The organism is Streptomyces sp. XD-27, from assembly GCF_030553055.1.
Lineage (GTDB): Bacteria > Actinomycetota > Actinomycetes > Streptomycetales > Streptomycetaceae > Streptomyces.
This window is the reverse complement of the sequence record NZ_CP130713.1, coordinates 3,358,208-3,374,638: the sequence shown is the minus strand read 5'-3', so window position 1 is coordinate 3,374,638 and position 16,431 is coordinate 3,358,208. Positions and strand designations below refer to the sequence as shown.

General features: G+C 72.7%; 18 protein-coding genes and 1 riboswitch. Of the genes, 9 read left to right on the top strand and 9 right to left on the bottom strand.

Going from position 1 to position 16,431, the window contains the following annotated elements:
- Positions 1 to 254: 254 nt before the first annotated feature.
- A complete protein-coding gene (locus Q3Y56_RS14245) occupies positions 255 to 464 on the bottom strand; it encodes a hypothetical protein (protein WP_304462300.1) in 210 nt (69 codons plus the stop codon).
- Positions 461 to 1,972 (bottom strand): PspC domain-containing protein, encoded by a 1,512-nt coding sequence (locus Q3Y56_RS14240; protein WP_304462299.1) that lies wholly within the window; start codon positions 1,970 to 1,972, stop codon positions 461 to 463. Before Q3Y56_RS14240 ends, Q3Y56_RS14245 begins: the two co-directional genes overlap by 4 nt.
- 238 nt (positions 1,973 to 2,210) lie before the next feature.
- Here Q3Y56_RS14240 and Q3Y56_RS14235 point away from each other — a divergent pair, with 238 nt between their 5' ends.
- The 3 genes from Q3Y56_RS14235 to Q3Y56_RS14225 all read left to right on the top strand — a co-directional run bounded on the left by Q3Y56_RS14235 (position 2,211) and on the right by Q3Y56_RS14225 (position 6,331).
- Positions 2,211 to 4,037 carry a serine/threonine-protein kinase gene (locus Q3Y56_RS14235; RefSeq protein ID WP_304462298.1) on the top strand — a complete coding sequence of 609 codons (1,827 nt, stop codon included), beginning with the start codon at positions 2,211 to 2,213 and terminating at the stop codon, positions 4,035 to 4,037.
- A gap of 42 nt (positions 4,038 to 4,079) precedes the next feature.
- Positions 4,080 to 5,384: an ATP-binding protein gene (locus Q3Y56_RS14230; protein WP_304462297.1), complete on the top strand. Its 1,305-nt coding sequence runs from the start codon at positions 4,080 to 4,082 to the stop codon at positions 5,382 to 5,384.
- A 293-nt stretch (positions 5,385 to 5,677) separates the two neighbouring features.
- Complete coding sequence (locus Q3Y56_RS14225; RefSeq protein WP_304462296.1) at positions 5,678 to 6,331, top strand: response regulator transcription factor; 654 nt, start codon at positions 5,678 to 5,680, stop codon at positions 6,329 to 6,331.
- Between the two features lie 150 nt (positions 6,332 to 6,481).
- Here Q3Y56_RS14225 and Q3Y56_RS14220 read toward each other — a convergent pair whose 3' ends face one another.
- Complete coding sequence (locus Q3Y56_RS14220; protein WP_304462295.1) at positions 6,482 to 7,051, bottom strand: TetR/AcrR family transcriptional regulator; 570 nt, start codon at positions 7,049 to 7,051, stop codon at positions 6,482 to 6,484.
- Positions 7,052 to 7,090: 39 nt separating this feature from the next.
- Between Q3Y56_RS14220 and Q3Y56_RS14215 the strand changes: the two genes are divergently transcribed.
- A complete protein-coding gene (locus Q3Y56_RS14215; protein WP_304462294.1) occupies positions 7,091 to 7,438 on the top strand; it encodes a darcynin family protein in 348 nt (115 codons plus the stop codon).
- An 87-nt stretch (positions 7,439 to 7,525) separates the two neighbouring features.
- Positions 7,526 to 8,179: a GNAT family N-acetyltransferase gene (locus Q3Y56_RS14210; RefSeq protein WP_304462293.1), complete on the top strand. Its 654-nt coding sequence runs from the start codon at positions 7,526 to 7,528 to the stop codon at positions 8,177 to 8,179.
- A gap of 170 nt (positions 8,180 to 8,349) precedes the next feature.
- On the opposite strand, the gene Q3Y56_RS14205 is transcribed toward Q3Y56_RS14210, so the two are convergent.
- Positions 8,350 to 9,081 carry a lipoprotein gene (locus tag Q3Y56_RS14205; RefSeq protein WP_304462292.1) on the bottom strand — a complete coding sequence of 244 codons (732 nt, stop codon included), beginning with the start codon at positions 9,079 to 9,081 and terminating at the stop codon, positions 8,350 to 8,352.
- 210 nt (positions 9,082 to 9,291) lie between these two features.
- Between Q3Y56_RS14205 and Q3Y56_RS14200 the strand changes: the two genes are divergently transcribed.
- Positions 9,292 to 9,615 (top strand): nuclear transport factor 2 family protein, encoded by a 324-nt coding sequence (locus tag Q3Y56_RS14200; RefSeq protein ID WP_304462291.1) that lies wholly within the window; start codon positions 9,292 to 9,294, stop codon positions 9,613 to 9,615.
- On the opposite strand, the gene Q3Y56_RS14195 is transcribed toward Q3Y56_RS14200, so the two are convergent.
- Entirely contained in the window at positions 9,587 to 10,051 is a 465-nt protein-coding gene (locus tag Q3Y56_RS14195; RefSeq protein WP_304462290.1) for a DUF4345 domain-containing protein, read from the bottom strand. The genes Q3Y56_RS14200 and Q3Y56_RS14195 overlap by 29 nt on opposite strands.
- A gap of 106 nt (positions 10,052 to 10,157) precedes the next feature.
- Between Q3Y56_RS14195 and Q3Y56_RS14190 the strand changes: the two genes are divergently transcribed.
- Positions 10,158 to 10,763, top strand: a complete 606-nt coding sequence (locus Q3Y56_RS14190) for a TetR/AcrR family transcriptional regulator (protein ID WP_304462289.1) — start codon at positions 10,158 to 10,160, stop codon at positions 10,761 to 10,763.
- 12 nt (positions 10,764 to 10,775) lie between these two features.
- Here Q3Y56_RS14190 and Q3Y56_RS14185 read toward each other — a convergent pair whose 3' ends face one another.
- Positions 10,776 to 11,435, bottom strand: a complete 660-nt coding sequence (locus Q3Y56_RS14185) for a DUF1326 domain-containing protein (protein ID WP_304462288.1) — start codon at positions 11,433 to 11,435, stop codon at positions 10,776 to 10,778.
- Between the two features lie 109 nt (positions 11,436 to 11,544).
- Between Q3Y56_RS14185 and Q3Y56_RS14180 the strand changes: the two genes are divergently transcribed.
- Complete coding sequence (locus Q3Y56_RS14180) at positions 11,545 to 12,381, top strand: DUF2182 domain-containing protein (RefSeq protein WP_304462287.1); 837 nt, start codon at positions 11,545 to 11,547, stop codon at positions 12,379 to 12,381.
- 56 nt (positions 12,382 to 12,437) lie between these two features.
- Here Q3Y56_RS14180 and Q3Y56_RS14175 read toward each other — a convergent pair whose 3' ends face one another.
- Positions 12,438 to 12,860, bottom strand: coding sequence for a hypothetical protein (locus tag Q3Y56_RS14175; protein ID WP_304462286.1), 423 nt, complete (start codon positions 12,858 to 12,860; stop codon positions 12,438 to 12,440).
- A gap of 273 nt (positions 12,861 to 13,133) precedes the next feature.
- Positions 13,134 to 14,243 (bottom strand): C40 family peptidase, encoded by a 1,110-nt coding sequence (locus Q3Y56_RS14170; RefSeq protein ID WP_304462285.1) that lies wholly within the window; start codon positions 14,241 to 14,243, stop codon positions 13,134 to 13,136.
- Positions 14,244 to 14,575: 332 nt separating this feature from the next.
- Between Q3Y56_RS14170 and Q3Y56_RS14165 the strand changes: the two genes are divergently transcribed.
- Complete coding sequence (locus Q3Y56_RS14165; RefSeq protein ID WP_304462284.1) at positions 14,576 to 14,929, top strand: hypothetical protein; 354 nt, start codon at positions 14,576 to 14,578, stop codon at positions 14,927 to 14,929.
- A gap of 4 nt (positions 14,930 to 14,933) precedes the next feature.
- Here Q3Y56_RS14165 and Q3Y56_RS14160 read toward each other — a convergent pair whose 3' ends face one another.
- Positions 14,934 to 16,100 carry a C40 family peptidase gene (locus Q3Y56_RS14160; protein WP_304462283.1) on the bottom strand — a complete coding sequence of 389 codons (1,167 nt, stop codon included), beginning with the start codon at positions 16,098 to 16,100 and terminating at the stop codon, positions 14,934 to 14,936.
- A 7-nt stretch (positions 16,101 to 16,107) separates the two neighbouring features.
- Positions 16,108 to 16,275, bottom strand: a riboswitch (cyclic di-AMP (ydaO/yuaA leader).
- Between the last annotated feature and the right edge of the window lie 156 nt (positions 16,276 to 16,431).

Here is a 16,431-nt window from a genome sequence, read left to right as displayed (position 1 = left end):
CGCTTACGAGCGCTGCCCGGATCCGCGGCGCCACCGCGCCGCCGTCACGGGCCGACGCGAGGTGACAGCCGCACCGGCGGTCCCACGCGCGCTACGGGACCTGCGGCCCCACGCGCTACGGGACCGGTGGCCCCGGCGGCGGCCCGCCGTCACGGCCGACGCGAGACGACACCCGGACCAGGCGGTCCCACGCGCACTCCCCACACCGGCGGTCTCACGCGCTGCCGGGACCGGCGGTCCCACGCCGCAGCGCGCTACCGGGACCGGCGCGCCCGCGCCCGCCGCAGCGCGTACGCCAGTATCGAGACCAGCGCCGCCAACGCCAGCCCCGCCGGGATCGCGACCAGCGGGGCGAACGGCGGGACGTCCCACTCACCGGCCGCGTCCACGCCGTACACGACGGCGACGCCCAAGAGCACCAGGCCGACGACGAGCTTGCCGGGTTCGAACGGGTGGCGCCTCATCCGCGGATCACCTGCACCTGGCCGACTCCGACCTCCAGCTCCAGCTCCAGCGTGCCGCGCGGGTCGCGGCCGCCCGTGGGCTCCAGCGTCACGGTCCGCTCCTCCGCCGGCTCGATGTCGACATCGTCGCTCGTGTCCCCCGGCAACTGGACGTCGCCGAGGCCCACCTCGATGCGCATCCTCACCCGTACGTCGTCCGGGACGGTCACGGCCAGCCGGCCCGCCCCGACCTCCGCCCGGGTCCGCACCGTCCGGTCCTTCCCCGGCGTCACACCGGTGAGCTTCAGCGTGCCGACGCCCGTTCCCAACTCGTAGGTGTCGTGCACCGCCGCCGCGTTCGGCGGCCGCCAGGTCTCGCGCCGCCAGTCCGTCGTCACCGACTTCGGCAGCGCCGCCGCGCCCGCCAGCAGCACGCTGGTCAGCACCGCCGCGACGAGCATGCCCGCCCCCGTCCGCCCGTACCGGCTGCTGACGGCGATCCCGGCCGCGAAGACGGCGAGCGCGCAGGCCAGGCCGATCTCCAGGCTGGTGCCGAGCGGCTGCTCGGACCAGGACACGGCGGTGCCGACGGCCGCCGCGGCCAGGGCGGTCAGCAGCGTCCAGCCGCTGATCGACGGGGGCTCGCCGCCGCGCGCACCGCCCCGTTCGCCGACCTGCCCGCCGCCGTACCCGCCGACCGGGCGGAAACAGCCCGCGGGGGGCGCCCCCGAGGTCTCGTACGCCTCGTCCGGGCCGTCGTCGGGCCCCCACAGGTAGCCGGTGCCGACATGCCCGGTGGTCCCGTCCTTGACGATCGGGTCGCGCCACCACGAGGGGCCGCCCAGCGTGGGCGGGGCCTGCGTCTCGGGGGGCGCGGCCCCGTAGCCCTTGGCGGCGGGCTTGCCGGCGTGCTTGGTGGCGGTCGCCGTCTGGGGGACGGTGCCGCCGCCGGCCGCCGCCTGCGCCGCCGCCGCGTCCGCCTCGCCTGCCGCGTGCTCCGGCTCGTGCCGGTGCAGCGACCAGTACGCGGCGCCGACGGTGGCCAGCGACAGCATCACCGAGAAGGCGATGACGCCGCCCTTGTTGAGCATCGACAGGAACAGCCCGCAGCCGACCAGCGCGCACAACACGGCGGTCAGCGCGGTCCCCTCGACCCGCCCGGACAGCAGCCGCCGCCCCTCGTTCTCGTCCTCGCCGAGCAGGGGGACCAGCAGCCAGCAGAACCCGTACACGATCAGGCCGACGCCGCCCGCCACGGCCAGCACGGACAGCACCACACGGAAGATCACGGGGTCCATGTCGCAGTACCGGCCGAGCCCGCCGCACACCCCGCCGATCACCTTGTGCTCCCGGCTGCGCCGCAGCGGCGCGGACGCGGGCGCGGGTGCAGGGGAGGGCGCGGCGGGCGGAGGGGCGGCGGAGCCTCCCGGCGGGGTCCGGTCCGACCCGCCGGGCGGGTTCCCGTCCGAGCCCCCGGGCGGGGCACCGCCGCCGTCGTGCGCGTCCGCCACGCGGTGTGCATCGGTCATCCGCCCATGGTGGCAAGTGGCTGGGCCGGGCCGCATCCGGCCCGACCCCGGACGTTCCCCGGACCTTCCTCGGGCCTGCCCCGGATCTTCCCCGGATCTCCCCTGGACCTCTCCCGGACCTCTCCCGGACCCGCCCCGAACCTTCCCTGAGATCGATCCGGGGGCGGCGGCGGCTATCGTGTCGCTTCGAACGCATGTGGGGTCGGCAAGGCTGGCGGGGCAGGCAGAGGGGTGCACGGTGTCGGACGAGGGGCGGCTGGTCGCCGGACGGTACCGGTTGATCGAGCGGATCGGCCGCGGTGGCATGGGCACGGTGTGGCGCGCCGAGGATGAACTGCTCGGCCGTCAGGTCGCGGTCAAACAACTGCACATATCCATCCACGTCTCCGACGACGAACTGGCCACCCTCCACGAGCGCACCCGGCGCGAGGCGCGCAGCGCCGCCCGGATCACGCACCCCAATGTGGTCGTCGTGCACGACGTCGTGGACGACGGCGGGCTGCCGTGCATCGTCATGGAATACGTGCCGTCCACCACGCTGGGCGCGCTGCTCAAGGAGAACGGCACCGTCTCCCCGGCCGAGGCGGCCCGGATCGGCCGCGGCATGGTGGCGGCGCTGCGCGCGGCGCACGCGGCCGGGGTCCTGCACCGCGACGTCAAGCCCGGCAACGTGCTGCTGGGGCGGGGCGACAGCGCGCAGGCCGAAGGCCCCTGGGGCGGCCGGGTGGTGCTCACCGACTTCGGCATCGCCATGGCGACGGGGACGTCCACGCTGACCAAGACCGGCGAGGTGGTCGGCTCCATCGACTACATCGCGCCGGAGCGCGTCAGGGGCCGCAAGCCCGGCCCTGCCTCGGACCTGTGGGCGCTGGGCGCGACGCTGTATCAGGCGCTGGAGGGGCGTGCCCCGTTCCGCCGCGACACGGCGATGGAGACGGCGTACGCGATCGCCATGGACCCGCTGGAGCCGATGCGCAAGGCCGGTCCGCTGACGGGCCTCATCGAGGCCCTGCTGGCCAAGGACCCGGACGAGCGGCCGTCGGCGGGGGAGGTGGAGCGCGCGCTGCGGGCTCCGTCGGCGGAGGCGGCGACGGAGCCGGAGATGCTGATCGGCTTGTCGTTCACGACGGGTACGACAGGTACGACAGGTACGGCGGGTACGACCGGTACGCGGGGGCTGCCCGCGGACGGGGGTACGGGTCCGGGTCCGGGTCCGGGCACGGGCACGGGCACGGGCACGGGCACGGAGGCGCGCACGGGTGCGGACACCGGGCGGGAGCCGGCGCCCGAGCCCACGTGGGACGCCACCCCCGTATCGGACATCACGCCCGCGCCGCGGGACGACGCGTCCCGGACATACTCCCCGGGCACGGTACGCGCCGGCGGCAGCCCCACCCGTAAGACCCTGCTGGCCGCGATGGCGATGGTCCTGGTCGCCGGAGGCGGCTACTGGGCGTACCAGCAGTACGCGGGCGACAGCGGCGGATCCGGGACGCGCGCGGAGGGGACGAAGGACCCCGGCGCGACGGACACCCCGACCCCGGGCGCGGTCCACACGCCCCCGCCCATCCCGGCGGGGTATCACCTTCAGTACGAGAAGCAGTTCGACGTCTCGCTCCCCGTGCCCAACAACTGGAGCCGTCAGGTGAAGGGGACCCGGGAGGTCCGGTACGTCGACCCCACCGGCATGGTCGGCATCCGGTTCAACGTCCTGGACTATGCGAGTCCTGACCCCTTGGGGCACTTCAAGGATGTGGAGGAGCAGTTCAGGAACTCGGACGGTGTCGACCAATACAGGCGCGAGCGGATGCAGAAGACCGCCTTCCGCGGCCAGACGGCGGCCGTGTGGGAGATGAGCTGGCGGGGCAAGACACGCGACTGGTACGCCATCGACCTCGGCTGGGGCCGCGAGGGCGAGCGCGAGTACGCCCTGTACCTCTCCGCGCCCAAGGAGGAGTGGGATCGCTACAGCCCGATCTTCGACAAGGTCAGGGACGGGCTCGGCCTCCCGGGGGACGCCGAGCGGCCCGGTTCCCAGCCCGCGTCCGGGTCCGGTCAGGGGTGACCCTGATGCCCGTATGCCGCTGATCATGTGACCATCGGGGACATGGCCGCCACCGCCCCGACCGCCGGGCCGCACCACCCGGTGCCTCCCGACCACGCCGAGCCGCCCCCGCGCAAGCTGTACCGCAGCGCCGAGGGCCGGATGCTCGGCGGCGTCGCGCGCGGGCTCGCCGGGCATCTGGGCCTGCCGGTGCTGTGGGTGCGCGTCGTCTTCGTGGCGATGGTCATGGCCGAGGGCTTCGGCGCGCTGGTGTACGCGCTGTTCTGGTTCGTCGTACCGCTCGGCGTCGGCGGCGTGGACACCGAGCGCCCGGCCCCGTCCCTCACCGCGCCCGGCCCCGACGGCAAGCGCCGGCTCTTCGCCCACAAGCCCGACAAGGGGCAGGTCCTCGCGCTGCTCGCGCTGCTCGTCGGCATGGGCATCTTCGTGGACTCCTTCCAGCTCGGCCGCGCCAACACCTACATCTGGCCGCTGCTGCTGGTCGGCGCGGGCGTCGCCCTGGTCTGGCGGCAGGCGGACAACGCCCGGCGCGCCCAGTGGATGGAGCTGAGCCGCCGCAAGCGCGTGCTGCCCATCGCGCGCAGCGCGGCGGGGGTGGTCCTGACCGGGGTGGGCGTGACCGGCATCGTCGTCGTCCAGGGCGCGGCCGAGCACCTGGGCGCGGTGCTCCAGGCCGCCCTCGCCGTCATCGTCGGCGTGGCGCTGCTGGCGGGACCGTACCTGGTGCGGATGATGCAGGACCTGTCCGAGGAGCGGCTGATGCGCATCCGCGCCCAGGAGCGCGCCGAGGTCGCCGCCCACGTCCACGACTCCGTGCTGCACACCCTCACCCTCATCCAGCGCAGCGCCGACGACTCCCGCGAGGTGGCGCGGCTGGCCCGTGCCCAGGAGCGGGAGTTGCGCGCCTGGCTGTACAGGCCGGAGGGCACCGGCAAGGACGAGGGGGAGGCGCCGGACACCTTGGCGGAGGCGGTGCGCCGCACGGCGGCGGAGGTCGAGGACCACCACGGCGTCCCGATCGAGGTCGTGGTCGTCGGCGACTGCCCGCTCGACGAGAAGCTGACCGCCCAGCTCCAGGCCGCGCGCGAGGCGATGGTCAACGCCGCGAAGTACGGTGGCGAGGGCGGGCCCGTGCAGGTGTACGCGGAGGTCGAGGGCCATACGGTCTTCATCGCGGTACGGGACCGGGGCCCGGGCTTCGACCTGGACGCCGTGCCGGACGACCGGATGGGCGTACGCGAGTCGATCATCGGCCGGATGCAGCGCAACGGCGGCACGGCCCGACTGCGGTCGGCGCCGGACGGGGGCACGGAAGTGGAGCTGGAGATGGAGAGGGCGGCGGGATGACGGGGAACGGACGGACGACGGGGAACGGGCCTGCGGCGGACGGACGGCCGACAGGGAGCGAGCCTGCCGGGAACGGACGGACGACAGGAAACGGGCCTGCGGGGAACGGCCCCGGCGGGAACGGCCCCGGCGGGAACGTCCCCGGCGGGAACGGCCCCGGTGGGAACGGGCCCGGTGGGAACGGGCCGGCGGCGGGCGAGACGGTCTCCGGAGCGGCGCCCTCGGCACCGTCGGGAGCGGCCCCGTCAGCACCGTCAGGAGCGGCGCCCTCCGAAGCCGGTGCCGCGCGCCGGGTGAGGGTCGTCCTCGTCGACGACCACCGCATGTTCCGCACGGGGGTCCAGGCCGAGATCGGCCACACGGACGTGACGGGCGTGGAAGTGGTCGGCGAGGCGGCCGACGTCGACCAGGCCGTGACCGTGATCAACGCGACCCGCCCCGAGGTCGTCCTGCTGGACGTCCACCTGCCGGGCGGCGGCGGCGTGGAGGTGCTGCGCCGCAGCGCGGCCCTGATAGGCGCCCCGGACCGCCCGGTGCGCTTCCTGGCGCTGTCGGTCTCCGACGCCGCCGAGGACGTCATCGGCGTCATCCGCGGCGGCGCGCGCGGCTATGTCACCAAGACCATCACCGGTACGGATCTGGTGGACGCGATCTTCCGCGTGGCGGACGGCGACGCGGTCTTCTCCCCGCGCCTCGCGGGCTTCGTCCTGGACGCGTTCGCCTCCACCGACGCCCCGCCGGTCGACGAGGACCTCGACCGCCTCACGCAGCGGGAACGCGAGGTGCTGCGGCTGATCGCCCGCGGGTACGCGTACAAGGAGATCGCCAAGCAGCTGTTCATCTCGGTGAAGACGGTCGAGAGCCATGTCTCGGCGGTACTGCGCAAGCTCCAGCTGAGCAACCGCCACGAACTGACGCGGTGGGCGACGGCCCGACGACTGGTCTGAGGCGGCGCCGCGCCAACGCGGCGGGGTGGCCAACACGGTGAGGGGCCAAGACGGCGGCACCGCCAACGCGGCGGGGCGGTCAAGACGGCGGCGCCGCCAAAGCGGCGAGGCGGTCAAGGTGGCGGCGCTGTCAACGCGGCAGCGGCGCCGTCAACGCGGCGAGGAAGCCAACGCGTCGACGAGCGTCCGCACCGCCGCGTCCGTCCGCTCGTCGTCGCGGGTCACCAGCCGGTCCAGCAGAATGCCCCGCGCGCCCGACACCAGCGCGGTGGCCCGCGCCCGCGCGTCGTCGGGCGCGTGCCCGATGCGCGCGAACGCCGTGGCCAGCGGCTCGACCCAGCCGTCGACCTCCCGCTGGGCGAACGCGCGGTACGGGCTGTCCGGGACGCCCGCCAGCGCCATCACCTGCAGCATGAGCGGGGCACTCCGCCGCTGTTGGCCCGCGGTCACGTCGTGCCACAGCGCCAGCAGCGTCTCCCGCAACGCAGCCCCGGACGCCGCCCGTCCCAACAACCCCGCCACATCCGGCCGCGAGGCGTCCAGGGCCTGCGCCAGCATGTTCTCCTTCGTACCGAAGTAGTAGACGAGCATCCGCGAACTCGTGCCGAGTTCGGCGGCGACGGCCCGCAGGGACAGGCCCGCGATGCCGTACGTCTCCAGGTACCCCACCACCGCGGCGAGCAGCTCCGCGCGCTTGTGTTCATCGACGGGTCGAGCCATCTGTTGACTGTAGCGGATGGTTCATGAATGATCGCCGCCATGGATGAAGCACTTGGTACAGAAACCGCGTGGACCGTCTTCCTGCACCTCACGGTGGCCCCGGCCTGGCTCGCGCTGACCCGCGCCGAGCGGGACGCCGCCCTCGCCGAGCACGTGGCTCCGCTGCTCGCCCGCCACGCGCCGGTCAGCACGCTGGAGTGGTACGACGCCGACGCCTTCAGCGCGTCGCCGACCGATGTCGCCGTCGTGCGGACGACGGACCTGGAGGACTGGAACCGCTTGCTGGAAGGGGTGCGGGACTCGCCGCTGCTCGCCGTGCCCTACTACCGGCTCGACCGCGTCATCGTCACCCGGGCCGGCGGCTTCGCGGAGCGCGTCGCCGCCTGAGTGCCGCCGTCCGCGGCCCGCCCCGGAGCGACCATCCGATGTAATATGCCGACACGACATTCGTCTATTACACGGGGGTGGATGCACATGGACGCGGAGCTCGTCCGTTCATGGGTGGAGGGCTGGGTCGTCTCGCGTGGAGCCGCGCCACCGGTGGTGGAGCCGTGGGGCTTCACCTTCGAGGTGGGGCTGACCGGGCAGGTGACCCGGCACGTACTGACCGATGCCGACGAGCCGCTGATACGCAAGCTCACCGAGACGGTCACCGCCCCCAACACCTGGATCAAGTTCTTCCTGCCGCCGCAGACCGTCGCGCCGTGGGTGGCCCCCGGCTGGCGCTTCGACAGCGACGGCTTCGTGATGTCCGCGCCGCTGCGCCCGACCGCGGCCGAGGCTCCCGCCGGATACCGGGTGCGCACCTGGGGGCGGGGCGGCGTCACCCGGGTGGTCGTTCTGACCGACGACGGCGCGTTCGCCGCCCGCGGCCAGGTCGCCGTGCCCGGCCCCGGGCGCACGGCCGTCGTCGACCAGGTCGAGACCTCCCCGGCCCACCGCCGCAAGGGACTCGGCAGCCTGGTCATGCGGACGCTGGCGAACGCCGCCGTCGACGCGGGCTCCTCGACGGCGGTGCTCGGCGCGACGACCGAGGGGCGGGCACTGTACGAGTCCCTGGGCTGGCGCACCCACGGCCCGCTGACCGGTCTGATCCGCGACGCTGCGCCCGAGGCCGCGTACGCATAGCCGCTGCCGACGCCACCGGCGATCAGGCGGCGCCCGGAACCGCCGGTGGACTCGCCGGACTTCCGGACTTCCGGACTTCCGGACTTCCGGACTTCTGGACTTCCGGACCTCTGGCGCCGGGCACCGGGCGCGGGGCACGGGGGCGGCCCGGCCCCGTGCCCGGGGGCGCCTCAGCCCGCGGCGGACAGCGTCATGGACTCCTTCGCCAACTCCAGCGCGGGCAGCATGTCCTTGTGCTCCTCGGTGTCCAGTCCGCCGAGGCGCAGCAGGACCGGTCCCTGGGGCGTCGCCACGGCCAGGGCGCTCACCTGCCGGGACTCCTCCATCAGCTTGCTGTAGAGGGAGTAGACGACCTCGACGGCGGCCACGCCGTCGTCGCCGACCTCGATGTCGCGGTAGGTCGTCTTTCGTACGTCGTCGCTCTCCTCGGCCAGATACCGCTCCAGCACCGCGCGTGGCTTGTCGTCGGCGGCCGACTTCGGCCCGGTCCACACCTGGAGGAAGCCGATGTGTCCAGCGGGCTTGGCGTCGATCTCGCACACCATCTGGACCCCGCCCTGATGAAGAAGCTCGTTGAAGCCGTGATCGTCCTTACCCGCCGGGATCGGTTCGACGGCCTTCGGCTTCCAGGACTTCGCCACGTCGAACGTCACGGGCAGCACGCAGGCAGATCCCTTGCCGCCGAGCTGCCTGCCGGACGAGGCGGTGGACTTCGTGCCGCCGTGGCCGCCGCCGCTGTCCTTGTCGGTTCCCTTGCCCGCGACCTTGTCCTTGCCGGTGGCCTTGCCCTTGTCGCCGTCGCCCGACGTCGAGCAGCCGGTGAGCGCACCGAGCATGGCCGCCGCGGCCACCGCGCCCGCCACGGCTCTGCCTGCTCTGCTGAAATGGTGCATGTCGTACATGTATTGCGTTCCCGCCCCTGAGTTCGAAAATTCGCCGCAGCATATACCGCGCTGAGCCTTCCGGGTGCGTCCCGGCATCCGGTCCCACCCGGATCCACGGAAAGGGGCGGCGGCGGTGATAAGTGGACAGTGACGTGTGCCGGCGAACAGTGGCGTGTGCTGGCGAACGGTGGCGTGTGCCGGCCAAGCGCGGAACGAGGAGCCCTCCCCATGCCCATCAGCCCCGACAACCTGACGGACCCGCAGGTCCGCGCCTTCGTCCAGGCGCTCAACGCCGGCGACAGTGCGGCGTTCTTCGCGCTGCTGACCCCGGACGCGACGATGTCCGACGACGGATCCGACCGTGATCTGGCGGGGTGGGTCGACCGGGAGATCTTCTCCGCCAACGGCCGCATGGACGTGGTCGAGGAGTCGGACGGCGGCCGCACGCTGCTGGCGGACTACCGCAACGACACGTGGGGCGGGATGCGCACCCGTTGGACGTTCGTCGTGTCCGGCGACAAGATCAGCCGCTTCGAGACGGGCCAGGCGTAGGCGTGGGCGTGGATGTAGGCGTAGGTCGAACCCCGGTCGCCTTCTCGTCGGCCTGACGGGCCTCATCGGCGTCCGCCAGCCAGAAGAACAGCGGCGACAGCACCAGTTCGACGACTGCCAGCACCACCTGGAACCAGTGCGGCCACCCGTGCGCGGCGAGCGACAGCAGCCGCCCGAGCGCACCCAGCAGGAAGACCCCGGCCAGCCACCGCACCGCCGTCGCGGGGATCGGCGACTGCCGGGCCGCCCAGAGCCAGCCGAGGCCGTAACCGGCGAAGATCGCGCCGAAGAACCGCCCAAGGCTGTCGACCGTCGGGCCGGCCGAGCCCGCGCCCGGGATCGAGGCGTTGCCGAGAGCCACGTGGAAGAGCCCGATCGCCACGCAGGCGTACCCCATCGCCCGTACGAGCCCTCGGAGCACCTTGACCCTGGCCATGACCGGCCACCACCCCTCCGCTAGTAGACACGCGTCCACCAAGTGCGCTTCCACCAAGCTACGCCCGGCTAGTAGACGTGTGTCAAGTAGCAAGTAGCATGGGTCCGTGCCTCCGCGTCAGCGACTCAGCCCCGACGAACGCCGCGCCCAGCTCCTCGGCGTCGCCGCGCGGCTCTTCGCCGCGCATCCGTACGACGAGGTGCTGATGGAGGACGTCGCCGAGCGGGCCGGGGTCTCGCGCGCGCTGCTCTACCGGTACTTCCCGAGCAAGCGCGACCTCTTCGCGGCCCTCTACCAGCAGGTCGCCGAGCAACTGCTCGCCAAGACCCGGCTCGATCCCGCCGACACCCTGGTCGAGCAGCTCGTCGAGGGCCTGGACGCCCATATCGAGTACTTCGCGGAGAACCGCAACACCGTCCTGGCGGCGAACCGGGTGCTGACCGGCGACCGCCTGGTCCAGACGATCATCGCCGACGAGCTCGACGCCCTGCGCGAGCGGCTGCTCGGCGTGCTCCCGCTCGCCGACGACGGCACCCGGGAGGCCGTGTCGGGCGTCCTGAAGAGCTGGCTGGTCTTCGTCCAGGTGCTGTGCCTGGACTGGCTCACCAAGGAGACCTGCACCCGCGCCGAACTGCGCGACGTGTGCATCGGCGCCGTACTGGGCGCCATCCGGCCCCTCCTCGACGAGGACCCCGCGCCGGAATGGCCCTGACCGGCGGCGGATTCAGCCGCCGTCCGGCCCCGCCCAGTCGAACGGGATGTGCTTGCTGGACTGGCCCTCCCGGCTCCAGGTGAAGCCGAACGCGTCAGCCCGGTCGGCCGTCGAGCGGCCCCAGGTCGCGACGTGGCCCGGGCCCGTCTCCGAACCCGGCAGGTTGTGCACCTGGACCCGTGCGCCCTCCGGCGTCGTCGGACCGGTCAGGGCCTCCGCCCGGGCCTCCACGCGGCCGGGGATGCGGGCGCTCCAGGAGCCCAGGTCCTCGTCGACGCTGAATTCGATCGGGGCCGTGTCCATGCCCCGCATCTCCGGCCCGAACATGGTGACCATCTCGGTGGGCCAGCTTCCGGCCTCGCCGCCGAAGATCATCTGGAGGGCTTCGCGCTGCGCGTCGTCGGCGCGCTCGTCCAGGAAGACGGCCGCGTACGCGTCGGAGTGCTCGGCCCAGACGTTCCCGACGAAGGACGCGAGCATCAGCACGTTGAGGCCGTCCAGCCGTACGTCGCCGTAGGTGCCCTCACGGATGTGCCAGGCCAGGACGCCGTCGCAGTCGCCGAAGGTGGGTGGCTGGGCGAACGAGCAGGGGCACGGGATATTGCATTTACAGGTGTCGAACCAGTCCCCGGTGACGTGCCACTTCGGGATGGTCGGCGCGGATTCGGTCATCACGGCACCTCCTCGCGACTCCAACGCCCGCGGGCTCTCCCTTCCATCGTGCACCCCGCGCCCCCGCCGCAGCCAGGACTCCCGTCCCGATATGTGATGTCCTGGGGGCATGCTCCGGAGCGGCGGGCCCGGCACCTCGACGCCCCTGCGGAACGGGAGCCTGCTTCCCGCGCGGGCGCTGGCGTACGCCTGGACACTGATGGCGCTGCTCGCGCTGCTCGCCTGGCTGGTGACCGTGGCGCAGGCGCGCGACATGGGGGTCGAGCCGGGGACGATGGGGATGGGGCTGCCCCTGTTCCTGGCGCTGTGGCTGGTGATGATGGCCGCCATGATGCTGCCGTCCGTGGCGCCGGTGGCGATCACGTGGGTACGGGGCATCCGCCGCCGGTCCGCGGGTGCGGCGCGCGCGGCCCGTATCGCCCAGTTCATGGGCGGCTACCTGCTGGTCTGGGGCCTGTTCGGCCTGCTGGTCTACGCGGCGCTCGGCGCGACCGGCGACCTGGTCGACGAGCACCCCGGCGCGGGGCGCTGGATCGGCGCGGGAGCGTTCGCGCTGGCCGGGCTGCAGCAACTCGGCCCGTTGAAGGACATCTGCCTCCGCCACTGCCGCAGCCCCATGGGGCAACTGGTCCGCTACGCCGGTTTCCGGCCCTGGGCCCGCGACTTCCGGGTCGGCGTCCACCACGGGCTCTTCTGCGTCGGCTGCTGCTGGGGGCTGATGCTGATCCTGGTTCCGCTGGGGGTCATGAACATCGCGGCGATGGCCGGGGTGGCGGCGGTGATCTTCATCGAGAAGCTGTGGGGCCGGGGCCCGTACGTCGCCACCGCCGTGGGCGCCGTCTTCCTGGCCCTCGCCGTCCTGGTCCTCTTCGACCCGTTCACGGACTGGCTCCTGCCGGGCCTGACGCATTCCGGCTCCGAAATGGAGATGGGGCGAATGCGCTGAGGGGTGTGGCCCGTGTGGGGCCACACCCCGCGTCACTCACTGATCGGCAAGAGGGATCAGCAGCCCGGAGGGGTCAGGGGCGGGGTCTCGAAGGTGCCCCCATCGGCGGCCGACAGGATGCCGACGATGGGGCTGCAGCCGAGGTCCTGGTTCTTGAACTGGTAGACCTTCGCACCCACACCCATGTTGAAGCCCTCGCTCCACTTGGTCCAGTTGCCCTTCCTGAACCCGAACTTGACGGTGACCTTGCCGCCGCGGAACTTCGAGTACGTGAGGTGTACGACGCTGTGGTCCTTGATGGCGACGCACAGCGACCCGTTGGAGAGCTCGGTACAGGTAGGGCCGGAGGTGCCGCGCGCGACGGCCGAGGCCGAGGAGCCGGCGGCCGACGGGGTGGCGGCGGAGGCGGGGGCGGTCAGGGCCACCGCGGTGACCAGAGAAGAGGCGGCGAGGATGCCGACGCGGGCGTACTTGCGCATGCAGAAATCCTTAAACGGCAAGGTGGGGGGGGCTTCCCGAGGGCGCCCCTTGCTGTTGATCATCAGCCAGGCTACAGAGGTGAAAGTCGTGCAACAAAACCGTTATGGGCGCTTACCTGCGATTTCGGCCAATGTGCTGAGGGGTGTGGCCTCGTAGGCCACACCCCTCATTCGTGCGCTGATCGGCAATCAGTAATCAGCAATCAGCGTGTACGCGTCGCTGTACTTGATCAGGCCGCTCTTCACGGTCGAAACGGATTGCACCATTCCGCATCATGTCGGGCGTGCCGCGCCCGCGAACGGCATCTCGTCGATGGACGCGATCCGCACCGGCGCGCCCGGTCGCGGGGCGTGGATCATCTTGCCGCCGCCGACGTACAGGCCCACATGGCTCACACCCGAGTAGAAGAACACCAGGTCGCCCGGGGCGAGTTCGGATCGCGGGACGCGCGCGCCCGTGTTGATCTGGGTGTACGTGGTCCGGGGCAGGCCCACCCCCGCCGCCCGCCACGCCGCCTGGGTGAGCCCCGAGCAGTCGTAGCCGGAGGGCCCGGTCGCACCCCAGACATACGGCTTGCCGAGCGCCCCGTACGCGTACGACACCGCCAGCGCCGCTCGGCCCGTCGGGGGAGCGGCGGGGGCGCGGGTCCCCCTGGCCGTCCCCCGGTCGGCGTGCGGCCGGTGCCCTCCGCGGCCGTCCCCGTCGGCCGCGCCGCTGCCGCCGTCGACGGCGGTGCCGCCGCCGGGCTCGGCGAGGGCCCTCGCCCGCTGCTTCGCCGTCAGCCGGTCCAGCAACTCCTCCGCGGCGTCGAGCTTCTCCTCGACCGTCCTCTTGTGCCGGGCCAGCGCTTCGCGGGAGCGGTTCAGCTCGCGCAGCCTGCCGCTCGCCTCCGCGCGCACCTGCTTCAGGCCCCTTATCTGCCGCATCAGCCGGGCCACGGCCGCGCCCTGGCGGCTGCCCGCGCGGTCGGCGAGCGAGGCGCGGTCCAGGTAGTCCTCGGGGGAGGAGGACAGGGCGAGTTGGAGGTCCGGGGCGACGGCGCCGGAACGGTACTGCGCGGTGGCGTACGAGCCGAGTGCGTTACGGGACGCGTTGAGGCGGGCCGTCTTGCGGGCGGCCTCGTCCTGCAGTTCCTCGTACGCCGTACGCGCCGCCTCGGCGTCCGCCCGCGCGCCGTTGTAGCGCTCGGTGACCTCCTCGGCCTGCCGGTGGTAGCGGTCGACCCGCGCCTTCACCTCGGCCGGAGTGAGCCCGGGCGCCGCGTGCCCGGTGCCGTCGAGGGCCGTGGCGGCGGTGGCGGCGCCCGCCAGGGCGATGGTCGCGGCCCGGCGGACGGTACCGCCGGCGAACGGACGCTGCCTGGGCTTCCGGTGCGAGGCCACGGCGGTGGGTCACTTCCTTCCGAGCGCTTCCCGAGTGCTTCCCGAGCGCTTCCGACGCTTCCCGGGTGCAGGGAAAGCTAGACCCGGCCGTCGGCCCAGGACACGGCGAAGGCCGGGAATGAGCGATATCGGTGGATAGCGGACCGCCGCTGACCGGTCGGCCCACGGAGTGCTGGAACGTTCGGGCACGCGGATGACCGAAGCGGTGATCCGCCCCCGGCCGGGCGCCGACGGTGCTATAGCCGAACCGGCCCGGCCGTCGGGGCGGCCATGGGTGCGGCCGTCGGCCCGGCCGTCAGGGTGGCGGACCGGGCGGGCTACGCTCCGAGGCCATGGACGCAACTCTGCACGCCGTCGTCGGCCTGCACATCATCGGCATCGCCGCGCTGCTCGGCGGCTTCCTCGCCCAGATGAAGCTGATAGGCGCGGGCGACGCCCGGATGTCGCCCGCGATGCTGCACGGCGCGCTCACGATGCTGGTGACGGGCATCGCGCTCGTGGGGCTCAACCAGGCCGACGGCAACAGCCTCGACAACGTCAAGATCGGCGTGAAGACGGCGCTGCTCGTCGTCATCCTCGGCCTGGTCTACGTGAAGCGGGACGAGGAGAAGGTGCCCGCCCCCGTCATTGGTGCGGTCGGGTTGCTGACCACCGCCAACATCTTCATCGCGGTGATGTGGACGTGATCGCTCACGCCGGGCGGACGTTCCCGTAGATCGGCATCTCGGTGATCGGCGCGATCTTCACGTTGTCGCCCGGCTTCGGCGCGTGGACCATCATCCCGTCGCCTATGTACAGCCCGACGTGGCTGATGTCGTCGTAGAAGAAGACCAGGTCACCCGGCTTGAGCTCGGACGTCGACACCCGCGTGCCGACCTTCACCTGCTCCCACGTGGTGCGCGGCAGCGTCACCCCGGACGACTTCCACGCCGCCTGGGTCAGCCCCGAGCAGTCGTAGGAGTTCGGGCCGGTGGCGCCCCACACGTACGGCTTGCCTATCTGGGCGCGCGCGAACGCGACGGCCTGCGCCGCCTTGGTGGAGTCGGAGGGCGCTGACGGGTCCGTCGTCCCCGACCCGTCACCCGTACCCGTACCGTCACCCGTCCCCGTGTCCGGCCGCTGCTCCTCCTGGCGCCTGCGCTCCGCCTCCTCGCGCTGCTTCTCCGCCAGCTCGGCCGCCTTGCGCCGCGCCTCCGCTTCCTTCTTCTTCTCCAGTGCCGCCAGCCGCGCCTTCTCCTCCGCGGTCAGCTGGGACAGCAGCGTCCTGGCCTGGGACAGCTTCTGCTGGATCGTCTTCTTCTCGGCCTTGAGCCGGCTCTCCGACGCGGTCAGCTCCGCCAGGCTGCGGGTGGCCTTGCCGCGCTGCCGGGCCAGCTCCGTCTGCTGCGTACGGAAGTCGTCGACCGCGTCCTTCTGCCGCCCGGTGAGCCGGTCCATCAGGTGGTTCTGGTCGACGAAGTCCTGCGGGTCGTCGGCGAGCAGCAGGGTCGCGGTGCCGTCCATCCCGCCGTGCCGGTACTGGGCGGCCGCGTACGCGCCCAGGGTGCGCCGGGCCTCGTTCATCTTCTCGGTGCGGGTGGCGGCGTCGGCCAGCAGGCGGTTCACCTCGGTCCGCCGCTTGCCCGCGGCCTCCTTGGCCGCGTTGTACTTCTGCGTGGCGGTGCCCGCCTGCCGGTAGAGGGCGTCGACCTTCTTCTTCACCTCCTCGACCGTCGGCTTCGGCGCGCGCGGCGCGGCGTTCGCGGTCTGCGACAGGAGGGTGACCGAGGCGAGTGCGGCGGTGGTGACCCCCACGGCCGTGCGGCGGCCGGCGGGCGACTCGAGCAATCGAGGACGCGGCTTGCGGTGCGACGCCAAGGGAGGCGACTCCTTCCGTGGACCGCCTACCGGGTTAGCTGTCGGGTTCGGGCGTACGGAAGGCTGCCCTACGGCCGTACGTGCGACGTACGGGCCGATTCACCCCAGATTGTGCGGGTGGGTCCCCGGCTCCGGAACCGCCTGAGGGGCGGGCCGGACTCGGCGGTGGCGGCACGCGCCGGCTTCGGTCGCCGACAGGGAGCGGGCCGCCTGAGCGAGCACCGTAGCCAACCAGTGAGGCCCCTGGGAAGGCTGGTGTTCGATTTGCCCGAGATCTTTCCGTGACATTGTCGTGTCGGCTGTCAGTGGCGGGCCCTAGACTCGGTGGGCG